The organism is Rhizobium sp. Root274 (assembly GCF_001429245.1).
GTDB lineage: Bacteria > Pseudomonadota > Alphaproteobacteria > Rhizobiales > Rhizobiaceae > Allorhizobium.
Genome location: NZ_LMJE01000001.1, coordinates 406,462 through 429,476, shown reverse-complemented (window position 1 = coordinate 429,476; position 23,015 = coordinate 406,462). Strand labels below are relative to the sequence as shown.

Sequence of the window (23,015 nt, the reverse complement as noted above, 5' to 3'; positions counted from 1 at the left end):
GATAGTTTCGACGGTCCGCTGCTCTTCGGAGTGCAGGTCGCTTCCAACGTAGCACGCACGCGGATGAGCCGCCTCTGATGGCTCAGTTCGAGCACTCCCAAAGATTACCAACAATTCATGCTCCGTACAGTTCGCCGTAACGTGACGGGTTCTATATCTCTCCTCATCCACCGCTTCGAACCGCCGGACAGTCCGGCGGCTCCAGTCAGAAGAACAGATGAAGGTAGATCCCATGTCGCAGATCAAAGGCCGTTCTTTCTCCTCTATCCTGAAATCCTCCACCGCCGCCGGCCTTGCGGCCGTGACGCTCTTGACCGCTGCTCCCTTTGCCGTTCAGTCGGCGATCGCGGCACCCGTCGAGGTCAACGCACCGCAGGTCCCGAGCTTCGGTGACGTGGTCCAGGCCGTCCTGCCGGCCGTTGTCTCCGTCCGCGTTCAGTCGAACGTGCAGAACACGGCAGCCGACGAAAGCAATTTTTCCTTCAACTTCGGCGGTCGTGGCTTTGACGAACTGCCGGATGATCATCCGCTGAAGCGCTTCTTCCGTGAATTCGGTGGCCCCGGCGGCGAAGGTCCGCGCGGTCCCGAAGATGGCCCGCGCGCCGATCGTGGTCCGCATGGCGGCCATGGTGAGCGCGGTCCCGGCCGTCTGCGTCCGACCGCTCAGGGCTCCGGCTTCTTCATCTCCGAAGATGGCTACATCGTCACCAACAACCACGTAGTCGACGATGGTTCGGCATACACGGTCGTCTTGAACGACGGCAAGGAATATGACGCCAAGCTGGTCGGCAAGGACAGCCGTACCGATCTCGCGCTGCTGAAGGTCGATGAACCCAAAGTCAAGTTCACCTATGTGCAGTTTGCCGACGACAGCAAGGTTCGCGTCGGTGACTGGGTCGTGGCCGTCGGCAACCCCTTCGGTCTTGGTGGCACGGTAACCGCCGGCATCATCTCGGCCCGTGGCCGCAACATCGGCTCCGGCCCCTATGATGATTACCTGCAGATCGACGCCGCCGTGAACCGCGGCAATTCGGGTGGCCCCGGCTTCAACCTGAACGGAGAAGTGGTCGGCATCAACACCGCGATCTTCTCGCCCTCAGGTGGCAATGTCGGCATCGCTTTCGCCATCCCGGCCTCGGTTGCCAAGGATGTCATCGCCAAGCTTAAGGACACCGGTACTGTGTCGCGCGGCTGGCTCGGCGTGCAGATCCAGCCGGTCACCAAGGACATTGCCGATAGCCTCGGCCTTGCCGAAGACAGTGGTGCGCTGGTCGTTGCTCCGCAGGCCGGCTCTCCCGGCGAAAAGGCCGGCATCAAGCAGGGTGACGTCGTGACCGCCGTCAATGGCGACACGGTCAAGGATCCCCGCGATCTCGCCCGCCGGATTGCGGCCTTTGCCCCCGACACCACGGTCGACGTGACGCTGTGGCGTGACGGCAAGGCAACCGAAGTCAAGGTGAAGCTCGGCGAACTTCCGGCCGATCAGGCCGCGAGCGCCGACACTGAAAACGACGCTGCACCGGCGCCGGAAGCCGAACAGGAACTGTCGAGCCTCGGTCTCTCCGTTCGCCCCGCCGACGGTGGCAAGGGTCTTGCGATCGTCGACATCGATCCGGACAGCGATGCAGCCGACAAGGGCCTGAAGGCTGGCGAGACCATCACCTCGGTCAACAACCAGCAAGTTTCCTCGGTCGCCGACGTCCAGAAGGTGCTCGACCAGGCCAAGAAGGACGGCCGCACCCGGGCGCTCTTCCAGGTGGAATCTGAAGCTGGCAGCCGCTTCGTGGCCCTGCCGATCAACCAGGGTTGATGCTGACTTGAGAGGGGGCGCCGGCGGTCTTCGACCGGCGGCGCCCTTTTTCGTGTCCGGCGGTGCGGAGCCGCCACCATCAGGGAAAGGACGAAGCATGGGGATCGTGGAACAAGGACGGCCATCGGGCGGTGAAACCGGCTATACGGTGAGCAGCGCCGACGCTAAGGTCGCCCACATGAAGATACTTGTCATCGAAGACGACCTGGAAGCCGCAGCCTATATGACCAAGGCCTTTCGCGAGGCCGGCATTGTCGCCGATCATGCAAGCGACGGCGAGAGCGGTCTCTTCATGGGTTCGGAAAACACCTATGACGTGATGGTGGTCGACCGCATGCTGCCGCGCCGCGACGGCCTGTCCGTGATCAGCGAATTGCGCAAGCGCGGTGTCGAGACGCCGGTGCTGATCTTGTCGGCGCTCGGCCAAGTCGATGACCGGGTCACCGGGCTTCGCGCCGGCGGTGACGACTATCTGCCGAAGCCTTATGCTTTTTCCGAACTGCTAGCCCGTGTCGAGGTGCTCGGCCGCCGCAAGGGCAAGCCGGAACAGGACATGGTCTACCGCGTCGGCGATCTTGAGCTCGACCGGCTTTCCCACGACGTGAAGCGCGCAGGCAAAGAGATCCTGTTGCAGCCGCGCGAATTCCGCCTGCTGGAATATCTGATGAAGAATGCAGGGCAAGTGGTGACCCGAACCATGCTGCTCGAAAACGTCTGGGACTATCACTTCGACCCGCAGACCAATGTCATCGACGTACATGTCTCGCGGTTGCGCTCGAAGATCGAGAAGGATTTTGACCGGCCGCTTTTGAAGACCGTGCGTGGTGCGGGCTACATGATCAAGGACGAAGGCTGACATGGCGCGCAGGCCGGCAAGGTCGAGGCTGGGCGTCGTGCTGCGGTCGACGGCGGTGCGCCTGTCGGCGCTTTATATCGTGCTGTTTGCACTCTGCGCGGCATTCCTCGTCTTTTATGTGACGGGGCTTTCCGAGCGCATTCTCAACAATCAGACGCGCGAGGCGCTGAGCCAGGAGGTCCAGGAGATCCAGGGCGCCTATCAGCGCGGCGGCATCAACCAGTTGCTGCGCACCATGGAGCGCCGTGCCCGCCAGCCGGGCGCCAATCTCTATGTGATTGCCGGGCCGAACGGCGAAATCCTTGCCGGCAATGTCGCTTCCGTGCAGCCAGGCGTATTCGACGAGGAAGGCTGGACCGAATTCCCCTTCCGCTATGAGCGTTACAGCGACACGGGCAAGGTCAAGCGGCACCTGGCCACCGCCCATGTCTTCTTCCTCGACAACGGGTTTCGCCTGATGGTCGGCCGCGATCTCGGCGAGCCGACGCAATTGCGGCTTCTGGTGCGCCAGGCTTTGATGGTGGCGCTGCTGATCATGGGCATTGGTGCCGTGGTCATCTGGTTTGCCATTGGCCGCAACGCCTTGAAGCGCATCGACCGGGTCTCTGCGGCGAGCCAGAAGATCATGGCGGGCGACCTGTCTCAGCGTCTTCCCGTTTCCGGCTCCGGTGATGAGTTCGACCGGTTGTCGTCGTCGCTGAACGGCATGCTGGGGCGGATCGAGCAACTGAACGAAGGCTTGCGCCAGGTGTCCGATAATATCGCCCATGACCTGAAGACGCCGCTGACACGGCTGCGCAACAAGGCGGCCGATGCGCTGGAAGAGGATGATGGCGCAGCAAGGCGGGCAGCGCTCGAAACCATCATCGCCGAATCCGACCAGTTAATCCGCACCTTCAATGCGCTTTTGATGATCTCCCGCGTCGAGGCCGGCTCGATTGCCGCCGAACTCACCGACATCGACATCTCGGCGATTGCCGCCGACAGCGCCGAGCTTTACGAGCCAGTTGCCGAGGAGGCGGGCCAGACAATGATTTGCGACATCGCTCCGGGGCTCTCGGTTCGAGGCAACCGCGAACTGGTCGGCCAGGCGCTGACTAACCTTATCGACAATGCGATCAAGTATGGCAGCCAGGGGGAAGCCGGCTCGACGGTTCGTGTCCGCGTCTCCCGTTCTTCCGAAGGCGTCGAGATTGCGATTGCCGACGAGGGACCGGGCGTGCCTGCAGACAAGCGCGACGAAGTGGTGAAGCGCTTTGTGCGGCTGGACAAGAGCCGTTCCAAGCCGGGCACGGGGCTTGGCCTCTCCCTGGTCGAAGCCATCATGGCGCTGCATGGCGGCCGGCTCGTTCTCTCCGACACCCGCGACCATGCCGATTATCCCGGCCTCACGGCAACCATGGTCTTTCCCGGAATGAAGCCCTAACCTTGGGCCTCTGACAGATTCGCAAGAGATCTGCGGCGAAGAGGCAGGGAGGCACGGATGGCGGAGACGACAGCAAAGCATTTGGCCGACGTGCCCGAGGGCGTAATCAGGCCGCTCAACCAGACGGAGCTGAAATCGGCGACGGCGCTGCTCAAGGACCTGATCCGGCTGGAGCCTGATCTGGCCGGGCACCTGTCCGCAGACGGCCCGCTCCGCAGCTTCTTGCTGTCGGCCTTCACCCTCTCGCCTTATCTGCGCGAAGTGGCCAGCATCAGGCCCGCTTTGCTGGTCGAGGCGCTTGCGTCACCGCTGGAGCCGTTCCTCGAAGCCGCCGTGTTGGAAGCCCGCTCCGCGTGTCGGCCGGGGCCGGATGGCGCTCTGCCGACGGAAGCCGAGGTGATGGCGCGGCTGCGCCGGGCCAAGCGCAAAGTTGCCTTCGTCACGGCGCTCGCCGATCTCGCCCGCATCTTTTCAGCCCGCGACACCACGGCATGGCTGACGGCGATTGCCGATGCGGCGGTGGCCGCCGCCATCGACCACCTGCTTCTGGCCGGGCATGAAGCGGGCAAGCTTTCGCTGAAGAACCCGGATCAGCCGGCAGAGGGTAGCGGCCTGATCGTGCTCGGCATGGGCAAGCATGGCGCCCGCGAACTCAACTACTCATCCGACATCGACCTCGTTATCTTCTACGAGCCCGACGCCGACATCCTGAAGGACCCCGACGATGCGATGGAGACCTATGGCCGGATGATGCGCCGGCTGGTGCGCATCCTGCAGGAGCGCACGGCGGAAGGCTATGTCTTCCGCACGGATCTGCGCCTGCGACCTGATCCGGGCTCGACGCCGCTGGCCGTGCCCGTCGAGGCGGCGCTGATCTATTACGAGGGCAGGGGGCAGAACTGGGAGCGGGCAGCCTTCATCAAGGCGCGCCCGGTTGCGGGCGATATGAAAGCCGGCGAGAGTTTTCTGCGCGAACTCGTGCCCTTCGTCTTCCGCAAATATCTCGATTATGCGGCGATTGCCGATATTCATTCGATCAAGCGGCAGATCCATGTGCACAAGGGGCACGGGGCGATCGCGGTGAAGGGACACAACGTCAAGCTTGGGCGCGGCGGTATTCGCGAAATCGAGTTTTTTGCCCAGACCCAGCAGCTGATTGCCGGCGGGCGCATGCCGGATCTCCGCTGCCGCCCGACCGAGCAGGCGCTGAAGGCGCTCGCCGAGGCCCGCTGGATCGACGCGGGAACGGCAGATGAACTCACCGAGTGCTATTGGTTCCTGCGCGATGTCGAGCATCGCATTCAGATGGTGCATGACGAGCAGACCCATGTGCTGCCGGAGACAGAAGCGGAGCTGAAGCGCATCGCCTTCATGCTGGGCTTCATCGATACCACGGCCTTTTCGACGGCGCTTGAAAGCGTGCTGAAGACGGTGGAGAAGCGTTACGCCCGGCTGTTCGAGAAGGAGGAGGGCCTGTCGAGCGTGAGCGGCAATCTCGTCTTTACCGGCCAGAAGGACGATCCGGACACGCTGAAGACGCTGAAGGGCCTCGGCTTCGAACGGCCGGAGGATATTTCGCGGGTAATCCGCACCTGGCATTACGGGCGTTACCGCGCCACCCAATCGGTAGAGGCGCGCGAGCGGCTGACGGAGATGACGCCGGACCTCTTGCGGGCCTTTGGCGAAAGCCGGCGGGCCGACGAGGCGCTGCTGCGCTTCGACAATTTCCTCGGAGGGCTTCCGGCCGGCATCCAGCTCTTCTCGCTGCTCGGCAACAATCCGGCGCTCCTGGAGCTGATGGTCAACATCATGGCGGCAGCACCCAGGCTCGCCGAGATCATCGCCGAGCGGCCACATGTCTTCGACGGCATGCTTGATCCCGGCCTGCTGGTCGAACTTCCCACCCGCGACTATCTGGGCAAGCGCCTGAAGAGTTTTCTGTCGAGCGCCCGGCACTATGAGGAGATCCTCGACCGGCTGCGCATCTTTGCCGCCGAACAGCGCTTCCTGATCGGCATCCGGCTGCTGACCGGCGCAATCGGTGGCGCCCAGGCGGGTCGCGCTTTCACCGACCTGGCCGATCTCGTGATCGAGGCGGCATTGAAGGCCGTAATTGCGGAGATGGAGACGACCCATGGCCGGATCCCGGGTGGACGGGTGGCGCTGGTGGGCATGGGCAAGCTCGGCTCCTTCGAGTTGACCGCAGGATCGGACATCGACCTGATCCTGCTTTATGAGCACGACGACGAAGCGGTTGAATCGGATGGTGCCAAGCCGCTCGATCCGGTGCGCTACTTTACGCGCCTGACCCAGCGGCTGATCGCGGCCCTGTCGGCGCCGACGGCGGAAGGTGTGCTCTATGAGGTCGACATGCGGCTTCGCCCCTCAGGCAACAAGGGGCCGGTCGCGACGCGGCTCAGATCCTTTGCCCGCTATCAGCGCGAGGAGGCGTGGACCTGGGAGCATATGGCCCTGTCACGGGCACGGATGATTTCCGGCGATCGGAGCCTGATCGAAGAGGCCGAGCGCATCATCGAGGAGGTGCTGGCAGCATCGCGAGATCAGGCCAAGACCGTCAAGGATGTGGTCGAGATGCGCGGGTTGATCGAACAGGAGAAGCCGGCAAGAGACATCTGGGATCTGAAGCTCATTGCGGGCGGCCTGATCGACATCGAATTCATTGCCCAGTATCTGGCGCTGGTGGCACCGGCAAAGGGCCACCGCGTGCGGACGAACGAGCTTTCGACGGCGGATGCGCTGAAGGCGCTTGCTGCGCTCATCGATCCCAACGACCTGGAGACCTGCCTGACGGCACTCAAGCTCTACACCGATCTGTCTCAGGTCATCCGCCTGTGCATCGACGGTCCCTTCGATCCGGCGCATGTTCCGGCCGGCTTGGTCGACTGTGTCGCGCGGGCGGCCGAAAGCCCTGATGTGAAGACCGCAGAGGCCGAGGTGAAGCGCCTGTCCAAGGCGGTTCGTAAGACCTTTTCGCGGATTTTGGCTGCCAGTTGAGCGGCGTCAAATTGGCGCCAGAAAAATCCACGCAGGCCTAAAACAGTAATGTCTAATTAACCGACGCATTGGATAGTCCCGTTCACAGAGAAGTCGCGCGCGGGCTGGGCCGCGCTTGCACATGGTGAAGTGGGATGAAGAACATACCAATTGTCGGCAAGTTTATTGCCATCATGGCCGTCTTCGGGATTTTCTCGATCGGCGTCGCCTTCTATACGGGCTCGCAGCTGAAAAGCATCGACACGAGCTACAGCAATCTGCTGGAAGGCGAAACCAATGCGGCGCTCTATCTCGCCCGCTCCAACCGGTCGATGCAGAACATGCGTGCCGCCATCGGCGACTTGGTTCTGTCTCGTTCCGCCGACCTCAATGCCAGCGCAGAGAAGGAAATCCTGGTGGCGAAGGAGAGCTTCGTCAAGTTCATCGATAGCGCTGCGAAGGCTGTTCCCGGCAACACAGACATTGCGGGTTTGAAAACCGCCGTCTTGAAGATTGTCGATGAGGCTTGTGGGCCGACTTTGGCTGCCGCGAGGGCGGCCACAGAAGAGCAGGCGGTCGTCGCCAGCCAGAACATGTTCCTCAAGGACTGCCAGCCGCAGTTTGCAACTGTCGCGCCGAAGTTCACCGAAGTCACCACAAAGATGACAGAAGCGGCGTCCGCCTCCAGCGCGGCCCTGACCGATGAGTCTAACGCAACCGCACGCAATACGCTGATCGGCGTGCTCGCCGGTGTCCTCATTGTGCTCGGCATCGGTTTCGTCGCGATCCGCAGCTGGCTGGTCCGTCCGATCCGCTCGCTCTCCGACACCATGGGTGTGCTGGCCGGCGGTGACCTCTCGGTTGATGTCGAAGGGACAGAACGCCGCGACGAAGTTGGCCTGATGGCGCGCTCCGTTCAGATCTTCAAGGATACCGGCCTGAAGGCTCGCGAACTGGCAAACGAAGCGGAAGCTGCCCGCAGTCAGACCGAAGCCGAACGCCTGCGCGCCGAAGAAGCCGACCGCAAGCGGAATGCCGAAATGGCGGAGGCAACCAGCGGCCTCGCCGAGGGGCTGCAGCGCCTCTCCGATGGGGATCTGGGCTACCAGCTCATGAAGCCTTTCGCGCCTGACTTCGAAAATCTTCGCGCCGACTTCAACACGGCCGTCGACAAGCTCCGCCGCACGCTCGGGGCCGTTGCCCAGGCAACCGGCGCGATCGACAGCGGCTCACGTGAACTGAGCCAGAGCGCTTCGGATCTGTCCAAGCGCACGGAACAACAGGCGGCCTCGCTGGAAGAAACCGCAGCCGCCCTCGATCAGATCACAACGAACGTCCAGAACTCGTCCAAGCGCACCGAGGAAGCGCGCAGCGTTGCGATGAAGGCCACTGAATCGGCCAAGAAGTCGGGCGAGGTTGTCGCCAATGCGGTCGATGCCATGCAGCGGATCGAAAGCTCGTCGAGCCAGATCTCCAACATCATCGGCGTGATCGACGAAATCGCCTTCCAGACCAATCTGCTGGCGCTGAATGCCGGCGTCGAGGCAGCGCGTGCCGGTGAAGCCGGCAAGGGCTTTGCCGTTGTCGCCCAGGAAGTCCGCGAGCTCGCCCAGCGCTCCGCGCAGGCGGCCAAGGAGATCAAGGAGCTGATCGGCAAGTCGGCCCAGGAAGTCGAAAGCGGCGTGAAGCTGGTCACGGCGACCGGCGAGGCGCTGAAAGTGATCGGCGACCACGTGATTTCGATCAACGGCCAGCTCGACGCGATTGCGACCTCGGCCCGTGAACAGTCGGTCGGCCTGTCGGAGGTCAATACGGCAGTCAACCAGATGGACCAGACGACGCAGCAGAACGCCGCCATGGTGGAAGAGGCAACCGCTGCGTCGGCCTCGCTTGCGACCGAAGCCGACCGCCTGCGCCAGCTGATATCGCAATTCCAGCTCGGCAATGTCGGCCATGACAGCCCCCGTGCTCCGGTCACGGCGTCGGCAGAGCATCAGCCAGTCGCATCTCCGGCCCGCCGGATGATGAAGAAGGTAGCCGGCGCACTCGGCATGGGCGGTGGTGCCAAGCCGGCGGATAGCTGGGAAGAGTTCTGACCCCTGACCGGGGCCAATGACCCCTTTGATCCAATGCGAAAGGGCCGCCCGGGAGATCCGGGCGGCCCTTTCTGCTGCCTGAAACAAGCTTCGACGTTAAAAATACACCTTCCAGCCGGAGCGGAGCCAGACGTCGGGGTCGTCGCTATCGGTGGTGGCTTTGGGTCCTCAAAGGCCGCGGCTTGGGGGCGACGGCCTTTGGCTGGTGGCGGGAAGGTTGCGATCTCAGCCGCGCTTGCGGGCGGCCTCGGCGAGCATGGCTTCCGGGATGACGACCGACACCACCGTGCCCTTGCGTTCGCGCGAGAGGATCTTCAGGCGGCCGCCATGCATGGTGACCAGCGAGCGGGAGATGGCGAGACCGAGGCCCGAGCCGCCATTGCTCTTAGCATACTGGCTCTGCACCTGTTCAAAGGGATGGCCGATCTTTGAGAGCGCCGCTTTCGGAATGCCGATGCCGGTGTCGGCGATGGTGATGACGACGTTGTCCCCGACCTTGCGGGCACGAAGGGCGATCCGGCCGCCCGGTTCGGTGAACTTGACCGCATTCGACAGGATGTTGAGCAGGATCTGCTTCATCGAGCGGCGGTCGGCGATCATGGCAAGCCCTGGGGCGACGCACTGTTCGATACGGATGGCCTTTTCTTCCGCCGGGATGGCGGTGAGGCGCAGGCTCTCCTCGATCAGCGGCGACAGATCTATGCTCTCGCAGCGGATCTTCATCTGACCCGCTTCGATCTTCGACATGTCGAGGATGTCGTTGATGACGTTCAGCAGATGTTTGCCGCTTTCGTGGATGTCCTTGGCATATTCCTCGTATTTAGGAGAACCAATGGGGCCGAACATGCCGGCGAGCAGGATCTCGGAAAAGCCGAGGATGGCATTAAGCGGCGTGCGGAGTTCATGGCTCATATTGGCGAGGAATTCCGACTTTGCCTTGTTGGCCGCTTCGGCGCGCTGCTTTTCGGCGAGATATTTTTCGTTGGCGTCGGAGAGTTCGGTCTTCTGGCGCTCCAGGATCTTCTGCGAGGCGGAGAGGTCACCAATGGTGGCCATCAACCGGCGTTCCTGATCGCGCAGCCGTTCCTGGTGGCGCTTGAGAAGGGTGATGTCGGTGCCGACGGAGACGAGGCCGCCGTCGCGGGTCCGGCGCTCGTTGATCTGCAGCCAGGTCTCGTCGGCAAGCTGCACTTCCGAGGTGCGCGAATTGGTGCCGTCATCGGCGTCCGCGATACGGCGCTGGATGATCGGGCGGCCGGCGGCGGCGAGCACCAGCGAGCGCTCCTTGCCGGGCACCAACACGTCGTCCGGCAGGCCGTAGACCTTCTGGAAATGGCCGTTCCAGGCGACGAGCTTGTCGTTCTTGTCCCAGAGCACGAAGGCTTCCGAGGTGCATTCGATCGCGTCGGCCAGCCGCTGGTCGGCTTCGGCGTAACGCTGGGCAAGACGATGCTGCTCGGTCACGTCCATGGCGATGCCGATGACATGGAGATCGCCGGTATTGGTGCAGATGATCTGGGCGCGGGCGCGCATCCAGACATAGTGGCCAAGCGCGTGGCGCATGCGAAAAATCTGGTCGATATGGCGCGACTTGCCGCGACCGACCGAACGGGCAAGCGCATAGAGATTGCCGTCATCCGGATGCATCAGGCGGGCCGCATCGGCAAAGGCGAGCGGCTGGATGGACGGTTCGAGCCCGAGCATTTCATACATCGAGCGCGACCAGATCAGCTTGCGGCTATCCAAATCGAAATCCCAGAGACCGCAGCGCCCGCGGGCAAGGGCCGCCTCGACGCGCATATTGGATTCGAGGAAGATGTCATCGGCATCCCGAGCCCGTTTCACCTGGTGGTAATAGGCATAGAGGATGACCAGCAGGATCAGCGAAATGCCGGCGAAGAGGGTGACGTTGAGCGAAATCTCGCCGCGCCAGAAATCGTCGACCGCCTGCATCGAATGGGCGGTGAGAAGGAGCGCACCATCTGTTCCGATCGGGGCGACGATGGCGTAATGCGGCTGTCCGTTGAAGACGGTCTCGATGGCGCCGGCACCCTTGCGGCTCTCCGGGTTGATGGAGCGTCGGATGGTGGTGACCTCGGGCAGCACGGCCGAGAGCATGAGCCCGACCTGGGCTGCCGCATCCGGCGAGGCGCCGAAGATGCGCCCTGCCGGGTCGACGAGCAGCACGAAGGCGCCTTCGGCGAGATGCTCGTCATCGAGATAGGTCGACAGAATGGTCTCGGCGGCAGCGCGATTTCCGGTTTCGAAGAGGTCGGCTTTTCCGGCAAAGGCCGCTTCGGCCGTGGCGGCCATCAGCGAGGTCGATAGGCGGATGGAATCCACCATGCGTTGCTGTTCAGACAGAATGCCGACGGTGCGTGCCAGCGCAACCACCGTGAGGAAAGCGAGGATCAGCACCGGGATGGACCGTCGCAGGATGGTCTCCACCGGCTGCGATGTGCCGCTGGCCTGGGCCGTTGATGCCTGCCAGCGCGGTTCGCCTGCGCCAGACGGCGGCAGATTGAACTTGCGTCCCAAATTCCCCAGATATGTCCCTACATCGGGAAACTTAGTGCGCAACCGCTCATCGGCTGCGGTCACCCGCCGCGCGTCAGACATTATCCCTCGATCCCTCGTGTGATTCGTTAGCGCCGCTCGCCCGAATCTGACGTCAAGGAATCATGGCCGATTCGCCTTGTCCAGAGCTGCCGGATTAAGAAAACATTAACCCATTCAAGCGACTCCGCTTTTTTTATCGCGCCCGCAGCAAGCAGCTGAATCTGATGCAGGAATCGGCGAGGAGACGGTGTTCCGTCAGCCCCCCAAAAAAAAGACGCCGGTCTTACAACCGGCGTCTTCAGGACGGATCAAGAGGCCAGGATCAGCCTTTCAGGACGCGCTCGACAATGTCGCGCACGTCGGTCGAAAGCGCGTCAGAGGCCGCGATGCTCTCAAGGGCCTTGCGGGCCTGTTCGGCCCTGACGGGCTCGAGCAGACGCCAGGATCTGAGCGCGGTCAAAAGGCGAGCAGCGAGCTGCGGATTGCGCGGATCTATCGCGAGGATCTGCTCGGCATAAAAGGCGTAGCCTGCGCCATCGGCCCGGTTGAAACCGGTCGGATTGGAAAAGGCGAAGGTGCCGATCAGCGAGCGAACGCGGTTGGGATTGGTCGGCGCGAAGTTGGCGCTCTGCATCAGGGTTTTGACGCGCGTCAGCGCATTGGCGCCGGGGATGGTGGCCTGGATGGTGAACCACTTGTCGAGCACCAGCGGGTTTGCCGCAAAACGCGCTTCGAAGGCGGCAAGCGCTGCCTTGGTTTCATCCGCATCGGGGAAGCGGTGCGAAAGGATGGTGAGCGCCTGCGACAGGTCCGTCATGTTGTCGGCCTTGGCATAGGCGTCTGCCGCAAGGGCGGGGCTCTCCTCGGCGATCGACAGGAAGGACAGGGCGCTGTTCTTCAGCGCACGCTTGCCGGCGCCGGCGGCATCCGGGCTGAAGGCGCCGGTCGCGGCATGGGCGGCATAGAGTGTGCGGAAGACCTCGGTGCCGGCTTTCGCAATGGCGGATAGGACAGCCTGGCGGCCGGCATGGATGGCGTCCGGATCGTTGTTGCCGCCGAGTTCGCGGGCGACATCGGCTTCGCTCGGCAAAGACAGGGCCTGGGCGCGGAAGGCTGGTTCCAGCGCTTCATCGGCAGCGACCGAGAGCAGCGCATCGATGAAGGCGGGCTCGACTTCGACGGTGCCGCCGGCCTGGGCCGTCTTCGAGGCAGCCGTCAGGATCGGAAGCGCGATATCGGTGATCGCCTGCCAGCGGGCAAAGAGGTCGCTGTCGTGGCGGGCGATGTGGATCAGATCGTCGTTGCTCTGCGCAAAATGCAGCGTGACAGGCGCGGAGAAGCCGCGATTGAGCGACACAACCGGGCGACTGCCTATGCCGGCAAAGGTGAAGGTCTGGGCACGCTCCGTGAGGTGCAGAACGTCGCCGGTGACCGTGCCGCCGGACATGGCGGAGGCGGTGGCTTCGGAGCCGTTCTCCGAGATCAGAGCGAAGCGCAGCGGGATATGCATCGGCTCCTTGGTGCTCTGGCCGGGCGTCGCCGGGATCATCTGCTCAAGCGACAGCGAGAGCGTCTTGGCGGTGGCGTCATAGGTCGAGGAGACGGTGATCTGCGGGGTACCGGCCTGGTGATACCAGAGCGAGAACTGCTTCAAGTCGCGGCCGCTGGCATCCTCAAAACACTTGACGAAGTCCTCGACGGTCGAGGCGTCGCCGTCATGGCGTTCGAAATAGAGGTCCATGCCCTTCTTGAAGTCGTCGCGGCCGAGAATGGTCGCGATCATTCGGGTGACTTCCGAACCCTTCTCGTAGACGGTCGTCGTGTAGAAGTTGTTGATTTCGCGGTAGGTCGTCGGTCGGACCGGATGAGCGAGGGGGCCTGCATCTTCCGGAAACTGTTCCGATCGCAGATGGCGGACCTCGGCGATGCGCTTCACCGAGCGCGAGCGCATATCGGCCGAAAATTCGTGGTCGCGATAAACGGTCAGGCCTTCCTTCAGGCAAAGCTGGAACCAGTCGCGGCAGGTGATGCGGTTGCCGGTCCAGTTGTGGAAGTATTCATGGGCGATGATCGCCTCGATATTCGCGTAATCCTGATCGGTCGCGGTCTCGGGGTCGGCAAGCACATACTTGTCGTTGAAGATGTTGAGGCCCTTGTTCTCCATGGCCCCCATGTTGAAGTCGGAGACGGCGACGATCATAAAGATATCGAGATCGTATTCGCGACCAAAGACCTCTTCATCCCACTTCATCGAGCGCTTCAGCGCGTCCATGGCATAGGCCGCACGCGGCTCCTTGCCGTGCTCGACATAGATCTTCAACGCCACTTCGCGGCCGGACAGGGTGGTGAAGGTGTCCTCGACCACGCCGAGATCACCGGCGACCAGCGCGAAGAGATAGGACGGCTTGGGATGCGGATCGAACCAGGCGGCGAAATGCTTGTCCGGGCCGAAGCCGGCGCCACCGAGGAAGTTGCCGTTCGACAAGAGCAGCGGATTGGCAGCTTTGTCAGCGATGATGTTGATCGTATAGACGGCGAGCACATCCGGACGGTCGGGGAAATAGGTGATGCGGCGGAAGCCTTCGGCCTCGCACTGGGTGCAATAGATGCCGTTGGAACGGTAAAGGCCCATCAACTGGGTATTGGCCTCCGGGTTGATCATCGTGACGACGGTGATCTCGAAGGGTGTGGATTCCGGCAGGTCGCGGATCGTGAGGCTCTCGGGCGTCGCGGTGTAGCGCGCAGGATCGAGCTCGATCTGGTCGAAGAGCAGGCTCGTCATGGTGAGGTCGTCACCGTCGAGCACTAGCGGGGCCTTCGCATCCACGCCTTCGCGCCGGTGGAAGATCAGACGAGCTTCCACCTTGGTTTCAGTCGGGTCCAGTTCGAAGGTCAGATCAACCCGTTCCAGAACAAAGTCGGTGGGGCGGTAGTCTGCCAGATGAACGATCCGGCCCGTATCTGTGCGCATTGTATATCCTGGTCGCTTCGGGGTTGGCCGCGACGGCGCAAACGGATTGTCTCTGCACCGATAGGGGTCAAGTTGCCCCCGATGATTGCAGCAAAATCTGAACGATTGTTAAAACACACGATATTTTTCGGCGGCCTTTTTGGGGTTCGGCCAAGATCAGAGCTTGCATGATGGGGGTGTTAAGCCGGGACGGCGAAGAATAGCGGTCGGTTGATCTTTTTTGGTCGCAGTCGTTCCGCGCCAGGCAACGACTACTTCAGCTTCAATTGCGCCCGAATGATTTCGTCGCTGTCCGACTGCTGGACGATGACGGCCGACCAGCCAAGCCCGTCATAATCCTCGTAGCCGAGGGTCTTGGCGAAGGCGATGATCGCGCCATTGGCGTCGTGATAACTGCCGCGCGGAGCCTGCTGAGGATTGGACAGCGCGAAATGGGTATAGACCCGCTCCGGTCGGCTCGAGGCGATCACCATATTGGCGCCGTCGAGCAGCATCACCTCCGTGCGCTCCGCGACTGCGGGCGGCAGATTGGCTTCTTTCTCGACGATCGCCTGGCCCTGCGATTGCCAGTCGAAATAGACGCCGAGCGTGCCGACGAGCGGCGCATCCGAGCGGCCGCCGGCCCGAATGCCGGTGGCGTAGACCAGCACGTCCCGTTGATCGTACAGGGCTGAGCGGCGGACACTGTCGACGACATAGTCGTCGCCGCTGCGACAGCTGCGGGCGGCCTTGAACCACTCCTCCTGAGAGAGGTTCTTGTCCTTGAGATTGCGCTGGTAGCGCGGATTGGCAGACGCGATCACTTGCCCCCTGGCGTCGGTCATCACCAGATCGAGATAGACGGTGTAGAAGCGGTTGATGACGCCGAGGCGTTCGGCGGCATGGCTGGCCGCCTGAGGGGAGGGTTCTTCGAGCGCCGACCAGAGCGCGCTGTCGGTTGCCCACCAGCGCACGTCGGCGGTGCGCTCGAACAGGTTGCGCACGATGAACTGCACCAGGGTCTGGGCAAGGTCGATGAGGCGCACCCCTTCCATATCTTCAACCAGAGCGTCTGCCATGCTGCGGCTCAACCGGATACGATCAAGCACGTTTTCCTGGAAACGCTCGGAGATGTCGGCAGCGCCCTGCGCCAGCCGCTGGACTTCGTTTGCGACGACCGCAAAGCCCTTGCCTGTCTCGCCCGCCCGCGCCGCCTCAATGAGCGCGTTGATCGCAAGCAGCCTGATCTGTCGGACGATCAGGGAATTGTCGGCGCTATAGGTCTCCAGATCCCGGCCGATGCTCTCCGTGACCAGCCGCATCGAACGCGGCGTGGCGCGATGTTCGTCCCGTCTCGATTTTTCTGTCGATGGAGTCATGGCGATCGTCCGATGAAAAGGTTTTCGTGATGGCAAGAGGCATGAAAAATGGAACCAGTATCACGAGGAAACTTAGTTTACTCGCGTTGAAAGTATGGTTAACGCGCCATAGCGAGAAAACTTAAACCTTCGACCATTTTGGGGTGCTTTCGGCCTTGTTTCGGCCCGGGCAAGGTGCGAGTTTTAGCGAACCGCTGCGGTCTGCCGTTGATCTGGCGACAAATGCCTGCCAATCCGATCGGTCCCCCTTTTGCGAGGCGGGACGAAACTGCAAATGAAATCGTTGCCCGACATGGCCTTTGCCGATCCCAATCCGCTGCGCGGTATTCTGCTCAAAGTCTTCTCAGTCACCGTCTTTGTTGCGATGCAGACCTCGATCAAGCTGGCGGGCACGGGCATCGCGCCCGGCCAGATCAGCTTCTACCGCTCGGCTTTTGCGATCGTGCCGATCGTCATCTATCTGGGCTGGCGCGGCGAGTTGCGGCAGGCGATCCAGACCGACAATCCCTTCGGCCATGTCAAGCGTGGCTTTCTCGGCGTCTGCGCAATGGGCGCGGGCTTCTTCGGCCTCGTTCATCTGCCGCTGCCGGATGCCATCGCGATCGGGTATGCCATGCCGCTGATTGCAGTTGTTTTTGCGGCGGTCTTCCTGAAGGAAACCGTGCGGCTCTATCGCTGGACGGCTGTCTTTGTCGGTCTGATCGGCGTACTGATCATCTCGGTCCCGAAGCTCTCTCTCTTTGCCGACGAGGGGCTTGGATCAGAAGCGGCGATCGGGGCCGCTGCCGTGCTCGTCTCGGCAACACTTGGTGCGGCCGCCATGCTGCAGGTGCGCCAGCTGGTGCAGGTGGAAAAGACCGCCACCATCGTGCTTTTCTTCTCGGTGACGGCGTCGCTGCTCTCGGCCCTGACATGGTTCTTCGGCTGGCCGGATCTGTCCTGGCGGGCGCTCGGCCTCTTGGCGCTGGCCGGCTTTTTCGGCGGGCTCGGCCAGATCCTGCTCACCGAGAGCTATCGCTACGCCGATGTCTCGACGATTGCCCCCTTCGAATACATCTCCATCATCCTCGGCTCGATTGCGGCCTATATGCTGTTCGCCGATGTCCCGACATGGACGACGGTTCTGGGTGCCGCAATCGTCGTCGGCGCCGGCATTTTCATCATCTTCCGCGAGCACCAATTGGGGCTGGAGCGGCGTGCCGCGCGCAAGGCTGCAACGCCCTAAGCCGAGAAGGTCGGCTCAGTCCTCAGCGATCGAAATCGTTGAGCGGCGAGGCACCCTCTGTGCCCTGCATCGGGATCGCTACGGCCTGGAAATCGGTCTTGTCTGCGGCGGTGTCCGGACGGCGCGATATGCGCCAGGCGGCATAACCCGAATAAAGGGCGAAGGCGGTGGCGAGGAAGAGGATCAGGGCGTTCGGCCCGAACCACTGCATCAGCGAGCCGGCCATGATCGGTCCTGTCACGGTGCCCATGCCGTAGAGGATCATGATGGCACTGGAGAGCGTCACATATTCGTCCGGCTCGGCGAGATCGTTGGCATGGGCGACATTCAGGGAATAGACCGGATAAAGCACGGTGCCGACGAAGAAGCCGGCGACATAGATGGCGGTCGCGTTATCGGCATTGAACAGGGTCATGGCGATACAGGCGCAGACCCCGAACACTCCGCAGCCGATCATCACGAGACGGCGGTCGATCCGGTCTGAGAGGCGGCCGATCGGTACCTGCGAGAGGGCGCCACCGGCGAGGAAGGCGGCGAGCAGCGTCGCGCCTTGCGTCGTGTTCATCTGGATGGTCTGCGAATAGACGCCGCCCAGGCTGCCCCATGTGCCGGACAGGGCGCCAGACAGCAAGGAACCGAAAAAGGCGATCGGCGAGCGGCGATAAAGCCGCTTGAGATCAAAGCGGGCTTCGGCAATAGGGGCGGGGGACTTGGCGGTCGACAGGGCGACCGGGAACATCGCGAGCGAGAAGATCAGCGCGCAGATCATGAAGAGTTCCGGCCCGTTCACATTGCCGAGCGGCACGATGTACTGTCCGCCGATCGAACCGACCAGACACGTGACCATGTAGACGGAAAACAAAGCGCCGCGATTGTCGTTGGTGACCCGCTCATTGAGCCAGCTCTCGATCAGGAGATAGGCGCCGGCAATGGCAAAGCCTGACAGGCCACGGAAGATCATCCAGGCCCACCACTCGACGACCAGCGCACAGAGCAGGATCGACACGGTGAGCAGCGTGATCAGCGCACCGAAGACGCGCACATGCCCGACCCGGCGCACGAAGATCGGCGTCACCACACAAGATACAGTGAATCCAAAGGTATAGCCGGTCGCGATGACGGAAATGATGAAGGTCGACCAGCCCTCGTTGAGCGAGCGGATCGGCAGCATGTAACCCATCAGGCCGAAGCCCGCCATCATCAGCAGCGTGGACAGCATCAGGGTCGCGATCGAGGCGAGACTGGACAGCATGAGGACCCCTCGGCGCAGGAATTGGGCGATAGTGCCCGCAACGCAGCGTTTAAGGAATTTCGAAACCGACGTAAAGCGTCGCAAACCTTCGATGATACTGCAGCAATGTGCAGTCATGCCCTAATAATCTATTGAAATTACGCAACGAAATCGTTTACCTTGGCATTCGTCACTTAACGATGACGCATCAACATCGGCAGGTTCGCTAGAGTGGGGGCTCTGGGGCTGTCAGGCAAACAACCAGACGGGGTGCGAGGTCCGTGTTTTGCGGTTGCCGGGTGCTCGTCGGGTGAGGGGTCGGCGCGGCGTGACGCTGGGCGATTGAGGTACAACATGGCGTTTTCGTCTGAGGATATTGCCAACCATCCGAACTTTGTGGAGGCCCTGCGCGTCTTTGCGGGGTCGCTTCGAAAACAATTTGACGATAGTCCACGTCTGTCGCGCATGCTGGCCTCGCACCAGCGCTGGCTATTGAGCCAGGCGGCTTTTGCCCTGCAGCTGGAATATGACCCGACCCAGCCTGGCAGCGGCCTGACGACGACCAATCTGCGTGAGATCATCACCTCCAACAATGCGGCCAGCCGCAACACGGTGCTGAACTTTCTCGACCAGTTGCTGAGCTACAAATTCGTGCGCATCGTCGGAGATCCGACCCGCCGTCCTCGTCGCTATGAGGCGACGGAAATCTCCTATCACGCCATGTTCCAGTGGGTCCTGACCAATCTGATGCTGCTCGATCGGCTCGACGGCGGCGACCGGCTTGTGACCCTTCAGGGCAGGCCCGACTTGCTGCGGCTGGTTCAGCCACAGATCGCGCGGCGTGCCTGTCTTGAGCCGCGTTGGCTGGAGCCGCCGCCACGCGTTGCGCTGTTCCTGTGGACGGAAGCTGGCGGGCTGGTCATGGACGAACTCGTACGCCGGGCCATGGAACTGACCGACAGCGGCGACGCCTATGAGATCGGCCGGATCGATGCGCGCCAGATGGCCGAACACTTCATGATCTCGCGCACCCATCTGCAGCGCCTGTTCCGCCGCGCGGTGGATGCCGGCTGCCTGTCCTGGCCCGATGACAGTCGCAAGGCCTGTCTGCTCAGCCGCGATTTCCTGCGGGAATATTGCCATTGGCAAGCGATCAAATTCTCGATCGTCGATCAGGCCTATGAGAAGATCTGCGGGCCTGTCCGCCTGGAAAAGCCTGAGCCGCGCCTGGGCGCGGTGCGCGAAGCCTGACACATCGGTCTTGCCGCGATAGTCAGCCCGAAACGCAAACGGCTCGCCAGGGGCGAGCCGTTGGTGATGGTCTGGCGATGTGTGCGGTTTAGAAGCCGAGCGGCCGTGCGGCCGGGCGTTCGCCACGGGCAATCGCGGCCTGACGCTGATGGGCTGCCTGCGAGAACTCGGCCGACGCGCTGACCGCATGACCGATCTGGTGCACGGCCTGGCGCAGGGTGCGGACGGGATGAAAACGGATGCTCATGGACGTGTCCTCTGCTTCTTGCGCATGTCTCTTTTGCAGTCCCTATTAGTTCATCACTGAACCACTTGTGCAACGCACAATTCGACGGGGCTGATATGCGGTCAATGCAGGGCCGCGCGGATCAGGGCGCGTAAGGGCGATGTCAGGCGCGGAAATCGGAGAAGATGGTGGCGGGACGCGCGATGCGTCCGGCATGGCCGGCATAACGGGCGCTGATCTGCTCGGCAGCGACGGCAGGGCCGATCCGGTTGTAGGGGTTGTTTGTCCGACCCTGTTCGCCAGCGAGGCGCAGGGTCTCGAACTTGCAGTGGATAGGGCGGGTCCGAAGGCTCACGGCGGTCTTCCTTGTAAAGTGTCCCTCCCACTTTGCCCTTTGTATATCGCAGTGCAGCATTGAGTCGGCAAGGCCAATCCATGCGGCCCTGCTTTGCATGAATTGCATGGCTGGTTTCATAATTTGTTTACGATGGCGCTTATTTGGGCGTTTGCGCTGTCGGGAGCCGCTCGGAAAAGGCCATCAGGTCCACCCAGGCGAGCGCCTTGCTGGCCGGTGCGGTGAGCAATTCCTGCGGGTGTAGCGTTGCCATGGCCGGCAATGCCGCCCCGCCGCTGCCGATGTCCCGCCATTTGCCCCTCAGCGCATGGATTGTGCCCGTCTCGCCGAAGAAGAAACGGGCCGCGAAATTGCCGAGCACGAGGATCTGGCGCGGTTCGGCAAGCGCGATCTGCCGCTCGATGAAAGGCCGGCAGATGGCGGTTTCCGGCGCCGACGGCATGCGGTCACCGGGCGGCCGCCAGGGGATGATGGTGGTAATCAGCACGCTTTCGCGCGACTGGCCGATCGCGGACAGCATCCGGTCGAGCAGAAGTCCGGCCCGACCAGAGAAAGGTAGCCCCTCGCGATCGTCGTCAGCGCTCGGCATCGAGCCGATCACCATGATGCCGGATGTCGCCGTTCCGGCCGCGGTGATGGTCGAACGCGCGGAGGTTTTCAAATTGCAGCTGGCAAAGCCCTCGATGGCGGTCTTCAGCTCGGTGAGCGAGCGCGCGGATTCGGCCGCAAACCGTGCCTCGGCAACGGCATTCTCGTCCGGAATGGCCGGCAGCGCCGAGGACTGCGATGGCTGCGCACGCGTTTGCTGGCGCTGGTCCGCAGGGGCGGCACGTGATGCGAGACTGCGCCCGGCGACTGGTGCGGAGCCGCCGGTATTGCCGGCCGCGCTTGGCGCCGCCGCCGACCGACCACCCTGCCGCGCTGCCTTTTCCGCGGCAAAGGCCGCAATCCGATCAACCGGATCATCTTCCAGCAGCCATTCGACGCCCGCTTCCGCATGAAATGCGAGAAGGGCGGCAAGCTCTGCGGGCGTCATGTCGCGGGTTTGGATCATGGGGTTGTTCTAGAGCCATTGGGAGGGCGATGGCAAATGGAAAGGCTTGGGCATCGGTCGGCGTCTGCCCCTCATCCGGCTGCCGGCACCTTCTTCCCGCCTGCGGGGAGAGGGGCGGGACGGCCAGCGTTTGTGCCTCCCTCTCCCCGCTTGCGGGGAGGGGGTAGGGTGAGGGGCATCTTCCCGCTCCAAGGCCTTATAAGGGGTCCGCGTCAGTTGATGCCTTGTGATTCGGGACAGAGATCACCCCACCCCGGAGCTTCGCTTCCGACCCTTTCCCTCAAGGGAGACCTTCACGCCACCCACTGCTCAATATCGTCGCGCTCGCCGATCAGGGCGAGACCATGGGCGATCGACACCAGTTCGCCGCCGGTCTCGATCTTGTCTTCGGAAAAGCGGCGGTGGAAGATGTTGCGAACGGCCGGCACGAAGGAGGTGCCGCCGGTGAGGAAGACCTTGTCGATGCCGTCGGCGGATGTGTTCGTCGAGGTCAGCACCTGGTCGAGCGCCTCTTCCATGCGAGCGATGTCGTCGGCGATCCAGCTCTCGAAGGCGGCGCGGGTGACGGTCTTTTGACCCGCCTTGCCGAGGGGAGGAAAGCGGAACTCGGCTTCTTCGGCAGATGACAGCGCCATCTTGGTGGCCGAAACCGACTGATAGAGCGGATAGCCTTCGTCGTGGTCGATGAGGTCGATAAAGAGTTCGAGCTTTTCCGGCTCTTCCGCCTGGCGCACCAGCGACTTGAGGTCGGTGAATTCCTTCAATGTCTTGAACACCGAGAGCTGGTTCCAGCGTGAAAAGGCGAGGTAGTAGTTGCTGGGCACGTCGAGCAGTTTGCCAAAACTCTTGAACTGGCTGCCCTTGCCGATCTCGGGCGCGACCAGCTGGTCGATGATGCGGGCGTCGAACTGGTCACCGGCAATGCCGACACCGGACTGGCCGATCGGGCTCGCCTTCAGCTTGCCGCCTTCGGTCCCGAAGCGGATCAGCGAGAAGTCGGTGGTGCCGCCGCCGAAGTCGGCAACGAGCACGGTCGCATCGGCCTTCAGGTTCTGGGCGAAGTAGAAGGCGGCAGCGACGGGCTCGTAGACATAATGGATCTCGGGGAAGCCGAGCCGCGTCAGCGCTTCGTTGTAGCGGCTGGTGGCGAGCGCGGGATCGGGGTTGGCGCCGGCGAAATGGACGGGGCGACCTGCGACGAGGCGCTTGGCACCTGAAGGCCAGCCGTCGCCGGCATAGGCTTCCAGCCGCTTGAGGAAGACCTCCATCAGGTCTTCGAACTGGAAGCGGCGTGCATGCACCAGCGTGCCCTGGAAGAGGGCGGAGGCGGCAAAAGTCTTGATCGACTGCAGGAAGCGACATTCGCCGGGATTGTCGATGAAGGCGCGGATGGCGGCCTGGCCGGCCTCGACCTTGAGTGCGCCGGCGCCCAGCTGCCGGTCTTTCAGGAAGGACAGCGCCGTGCGCATGCTGTCGGAGGTGCCGGCCGGCGACGTATAGGCCACCGAATGGGTGTGCTCGCTGTCGTCAGCCACGGCAATCACGGTATTGGTCGTGCCGAAATCGAGCCCGAGCGCCTGTGCCATGGCCGTTGCTCCCTGTC

At 62.6% G+C, this 23,015-nt stretch carries 15 protein-coding genes; 7 read left to right on the top strand and 8 right to left on the bottom strand.

All coding sequences use genetic code 11. The annotated features are described in order from the left end of the window. Positions 1–217: 217 nt before the first annotated feature. The 5 genes from ASE36_RS02185 to ASE36_RS02165 all read left to right on the top strand — a co-directional run bounded on the left by ASE36_RS02185 (position 218) and on the right by ASE36_RS02165 (position 9,182). Positions 218–1,810 carry a Do family serine endopeptidase gene (locus ASE36_RS02185; RefSeq protein ID WP_413813639.1) on the top strand — a complete coding sequence of 531 codons (1,593 nt, stop codon included), beginning with the start codon at positions 218–220 and terminating at the stop codon, positions 1,808–1,810. 97 nt (positions 1,811–1,907) lie between these two features. After that, positions 1,908–2,666, top strand: coding sequence for a response regulator transcription factor (locus ASE36_RS02180; RefSeq protein ID WP_274533372.1), 759 nt, complete (start codon positions 1,908–1,910; stop codon positions 2,664–2,666). A 1-nt stretch (position 2,667) separates the two neighbouring features. Continuing rightward, positions 2,668–4,092, top strand: a complete 1,425-nt coding sequence (locus tag ASE36_RS02175; RefSeq protein ID WP_062275200.1) for a sensor histidine kinase — start codon at positions 2,668–2,670, stop codon at positions 4,090–4,092. A gap of 57 nt (positions 4,093–4,149) precedes the next feature. Then, entirely contained in the window at positions 4,150–7,107 is a 2,958-nt protein-coding gene (locus ASE36_RS02170) for a bifunctional [glutamine synthetase] adenylyltransferase/[glutamine synthetase]-adenylyl-L-tyrosine phosphorylase (RefSeq protein ID WP_062275198.1), read from the top strand. A gap of 134 nt (positions 7,108–7,241) precedes the next feature. Next, entirely contained in the window at positions 7,242–9,182 is a 1,941-nt protein-coding gene (locus ASE36_RS02165; protein ID WP_062275196.1) for a methyl-accepting chemotaxis protein, read from the top strand. Between the two features lie 225 nt (positions 9,183–9,407). On the opposite strand, the gene ASE36_RS02160 is transcribed toward ASE36_RS02165, so the two are convergent. The 3 genes from ASE36_RS02160 to ASE36_RS02150 all read right to left on the bottom strand — a co-directional run bounded on the left by ASE36_RS02160 (position 9,408) and on the right by ASE36_RS02150 (position 16,070). After that, complete coding sequence (locus tag ASE36_RS02160) at positions 9,408–11,801, bottom strand: PAS domain-containing sensor histidine kinase (protein ID WP_062275188.1); 2,394 nt, start codon at positions 11,799–11,801, stop codon at positions 9,408–9,410. A gap of 262 nt (positions 11,802–12,063) precedes the next feature. Beyond that, positions 12,064–14,712 (bottom strand): aminopeptidase N, encoded by a 2,649-nt coding sequence (pepN, locus tag ASE36_RS02155; protein WP_062275187.1) that lies wholly within the window; start codon positions 14,710–14,712, stop codon positions 12,064–12,066. Positions 14,713–14,963: 251 nt separating this feature from the next. Beyond that, positions 14,964–16,070: a methyl-accepting chemotaxis protein gene (locus tag ASE36_RS02150; RefSeq protein ID WP_062275185.1), complete on the bottom strand. Its 1,107-nt coding sequence runs from the start codon at positions 16,068–16,070 to the stop codon at positions 14,964–14,966. Between the two features lie 292 nt (positions 16,071–16,362). On the opposite strand from ASE36_RS02150, the gene ASE36_RS02145 reads away from it, so the two are divergent. Further along, complete coding sequence (locus tag ASE36_RS02145) at positions 16,363–17,295, top strand: DMT family transporter (protein ID WP_062277860.1); 933 nt, start codon at positions 16,363–16,365, stop codon at positions 17,293–17,295. A 22-nt stretch (positions 17,296–17,317) separates the two neighbouring features. Here ASE36_RS02145 and ASE36_RS02140 read toward each other — a convergent pair whose 3' ends face one another. Further along, a complete protein-coding gene (locus ASE36_RS02140) occupies positions 17,318–18,547 on the bottom strand; it encodes an MFS transporter (protein ID WP_062275183.1) in 1,230 nt (409 codons plus the stop codon). A gap of 333 nt (positions 18,548–18,880) precedes the next feature. On the opposite strand from ASE36_RS02140, the gene ASE36_RS02135 reads away from it, so the two are divergent. Continuing rightward, the gene (locus tag ASE36_RS02135) at positions 18,881–19,777 is read left to right on the top strand and encodes a hypothetical protein (protein ID WP_062275181.1); all 897 of its coding nucleotides are present in this window, start codon (positions 18,881–18,883) and stop codon (positions 19,775–19,777) included. Positions 19,778–19,865: 88 nt separating this feature from the next. On the opposite strand, the gene ASE36_RS22495 is transcribed toward ASE36_RS02135, so the two are convergent. The 4 genes from ASE36_RS22495 to ASE36_RS02120 all read right to left on the bottom strand — a co-directional run bounded on the left by ASE36_RS22495 (position 19,866) and on the right by ASE36_RS02120 (position 22,998). Next, positions 19,866–20,024 (bottom strand): hypothetical protein, encoded by a 159-nt coding sequence (locus tag ASE36_RS22495; protein WP_156378548.1) that lies wholly within the window; start codon positions 20,022–20,024, stop codon positions 19,866–19,868. 142 nt (positions 20,025–20,166) lie between these two features. Beyond that, positions 20,167–20,358 carry a hypothetical protein gene (locus ASE36_RS02130; protein WP_062275179.1) on the bottom strand — a complete coding sequence of 64 codons (192 nt, stop codon included), beginning with the start codon at positions 20,356–20,358 and terminating at the stop codon, positions 20,167–20,169. A 139-nt stretch (positions 20,359–20,497) separates the two neighbouring features. Continuing rightward, positions 20,498–21,412 carry a uracil-DNA glycosylase gene (locus ASE36_RS02125; protein WP_062275177.1) on the bottom strand — a complete coding sequence of 305 codons (915 nt, stop codon included), beginning with the start codon at positions 21,410–21,412 and terminating at the stop codon, positions 20,498–20,500. Between the two features lie 293 nt (positions 21,413–21,705). Then, entirely contained in the window at positions 21,706–22,998 is a 1,293-nt protein-coding gene (locus tag ASE36_RS02120) for an Hsp70 family protein (protein WP_062275175.1), read from the bottom strand. Positions 22,999–23,015: the final 17 nt, after the last annotated feature.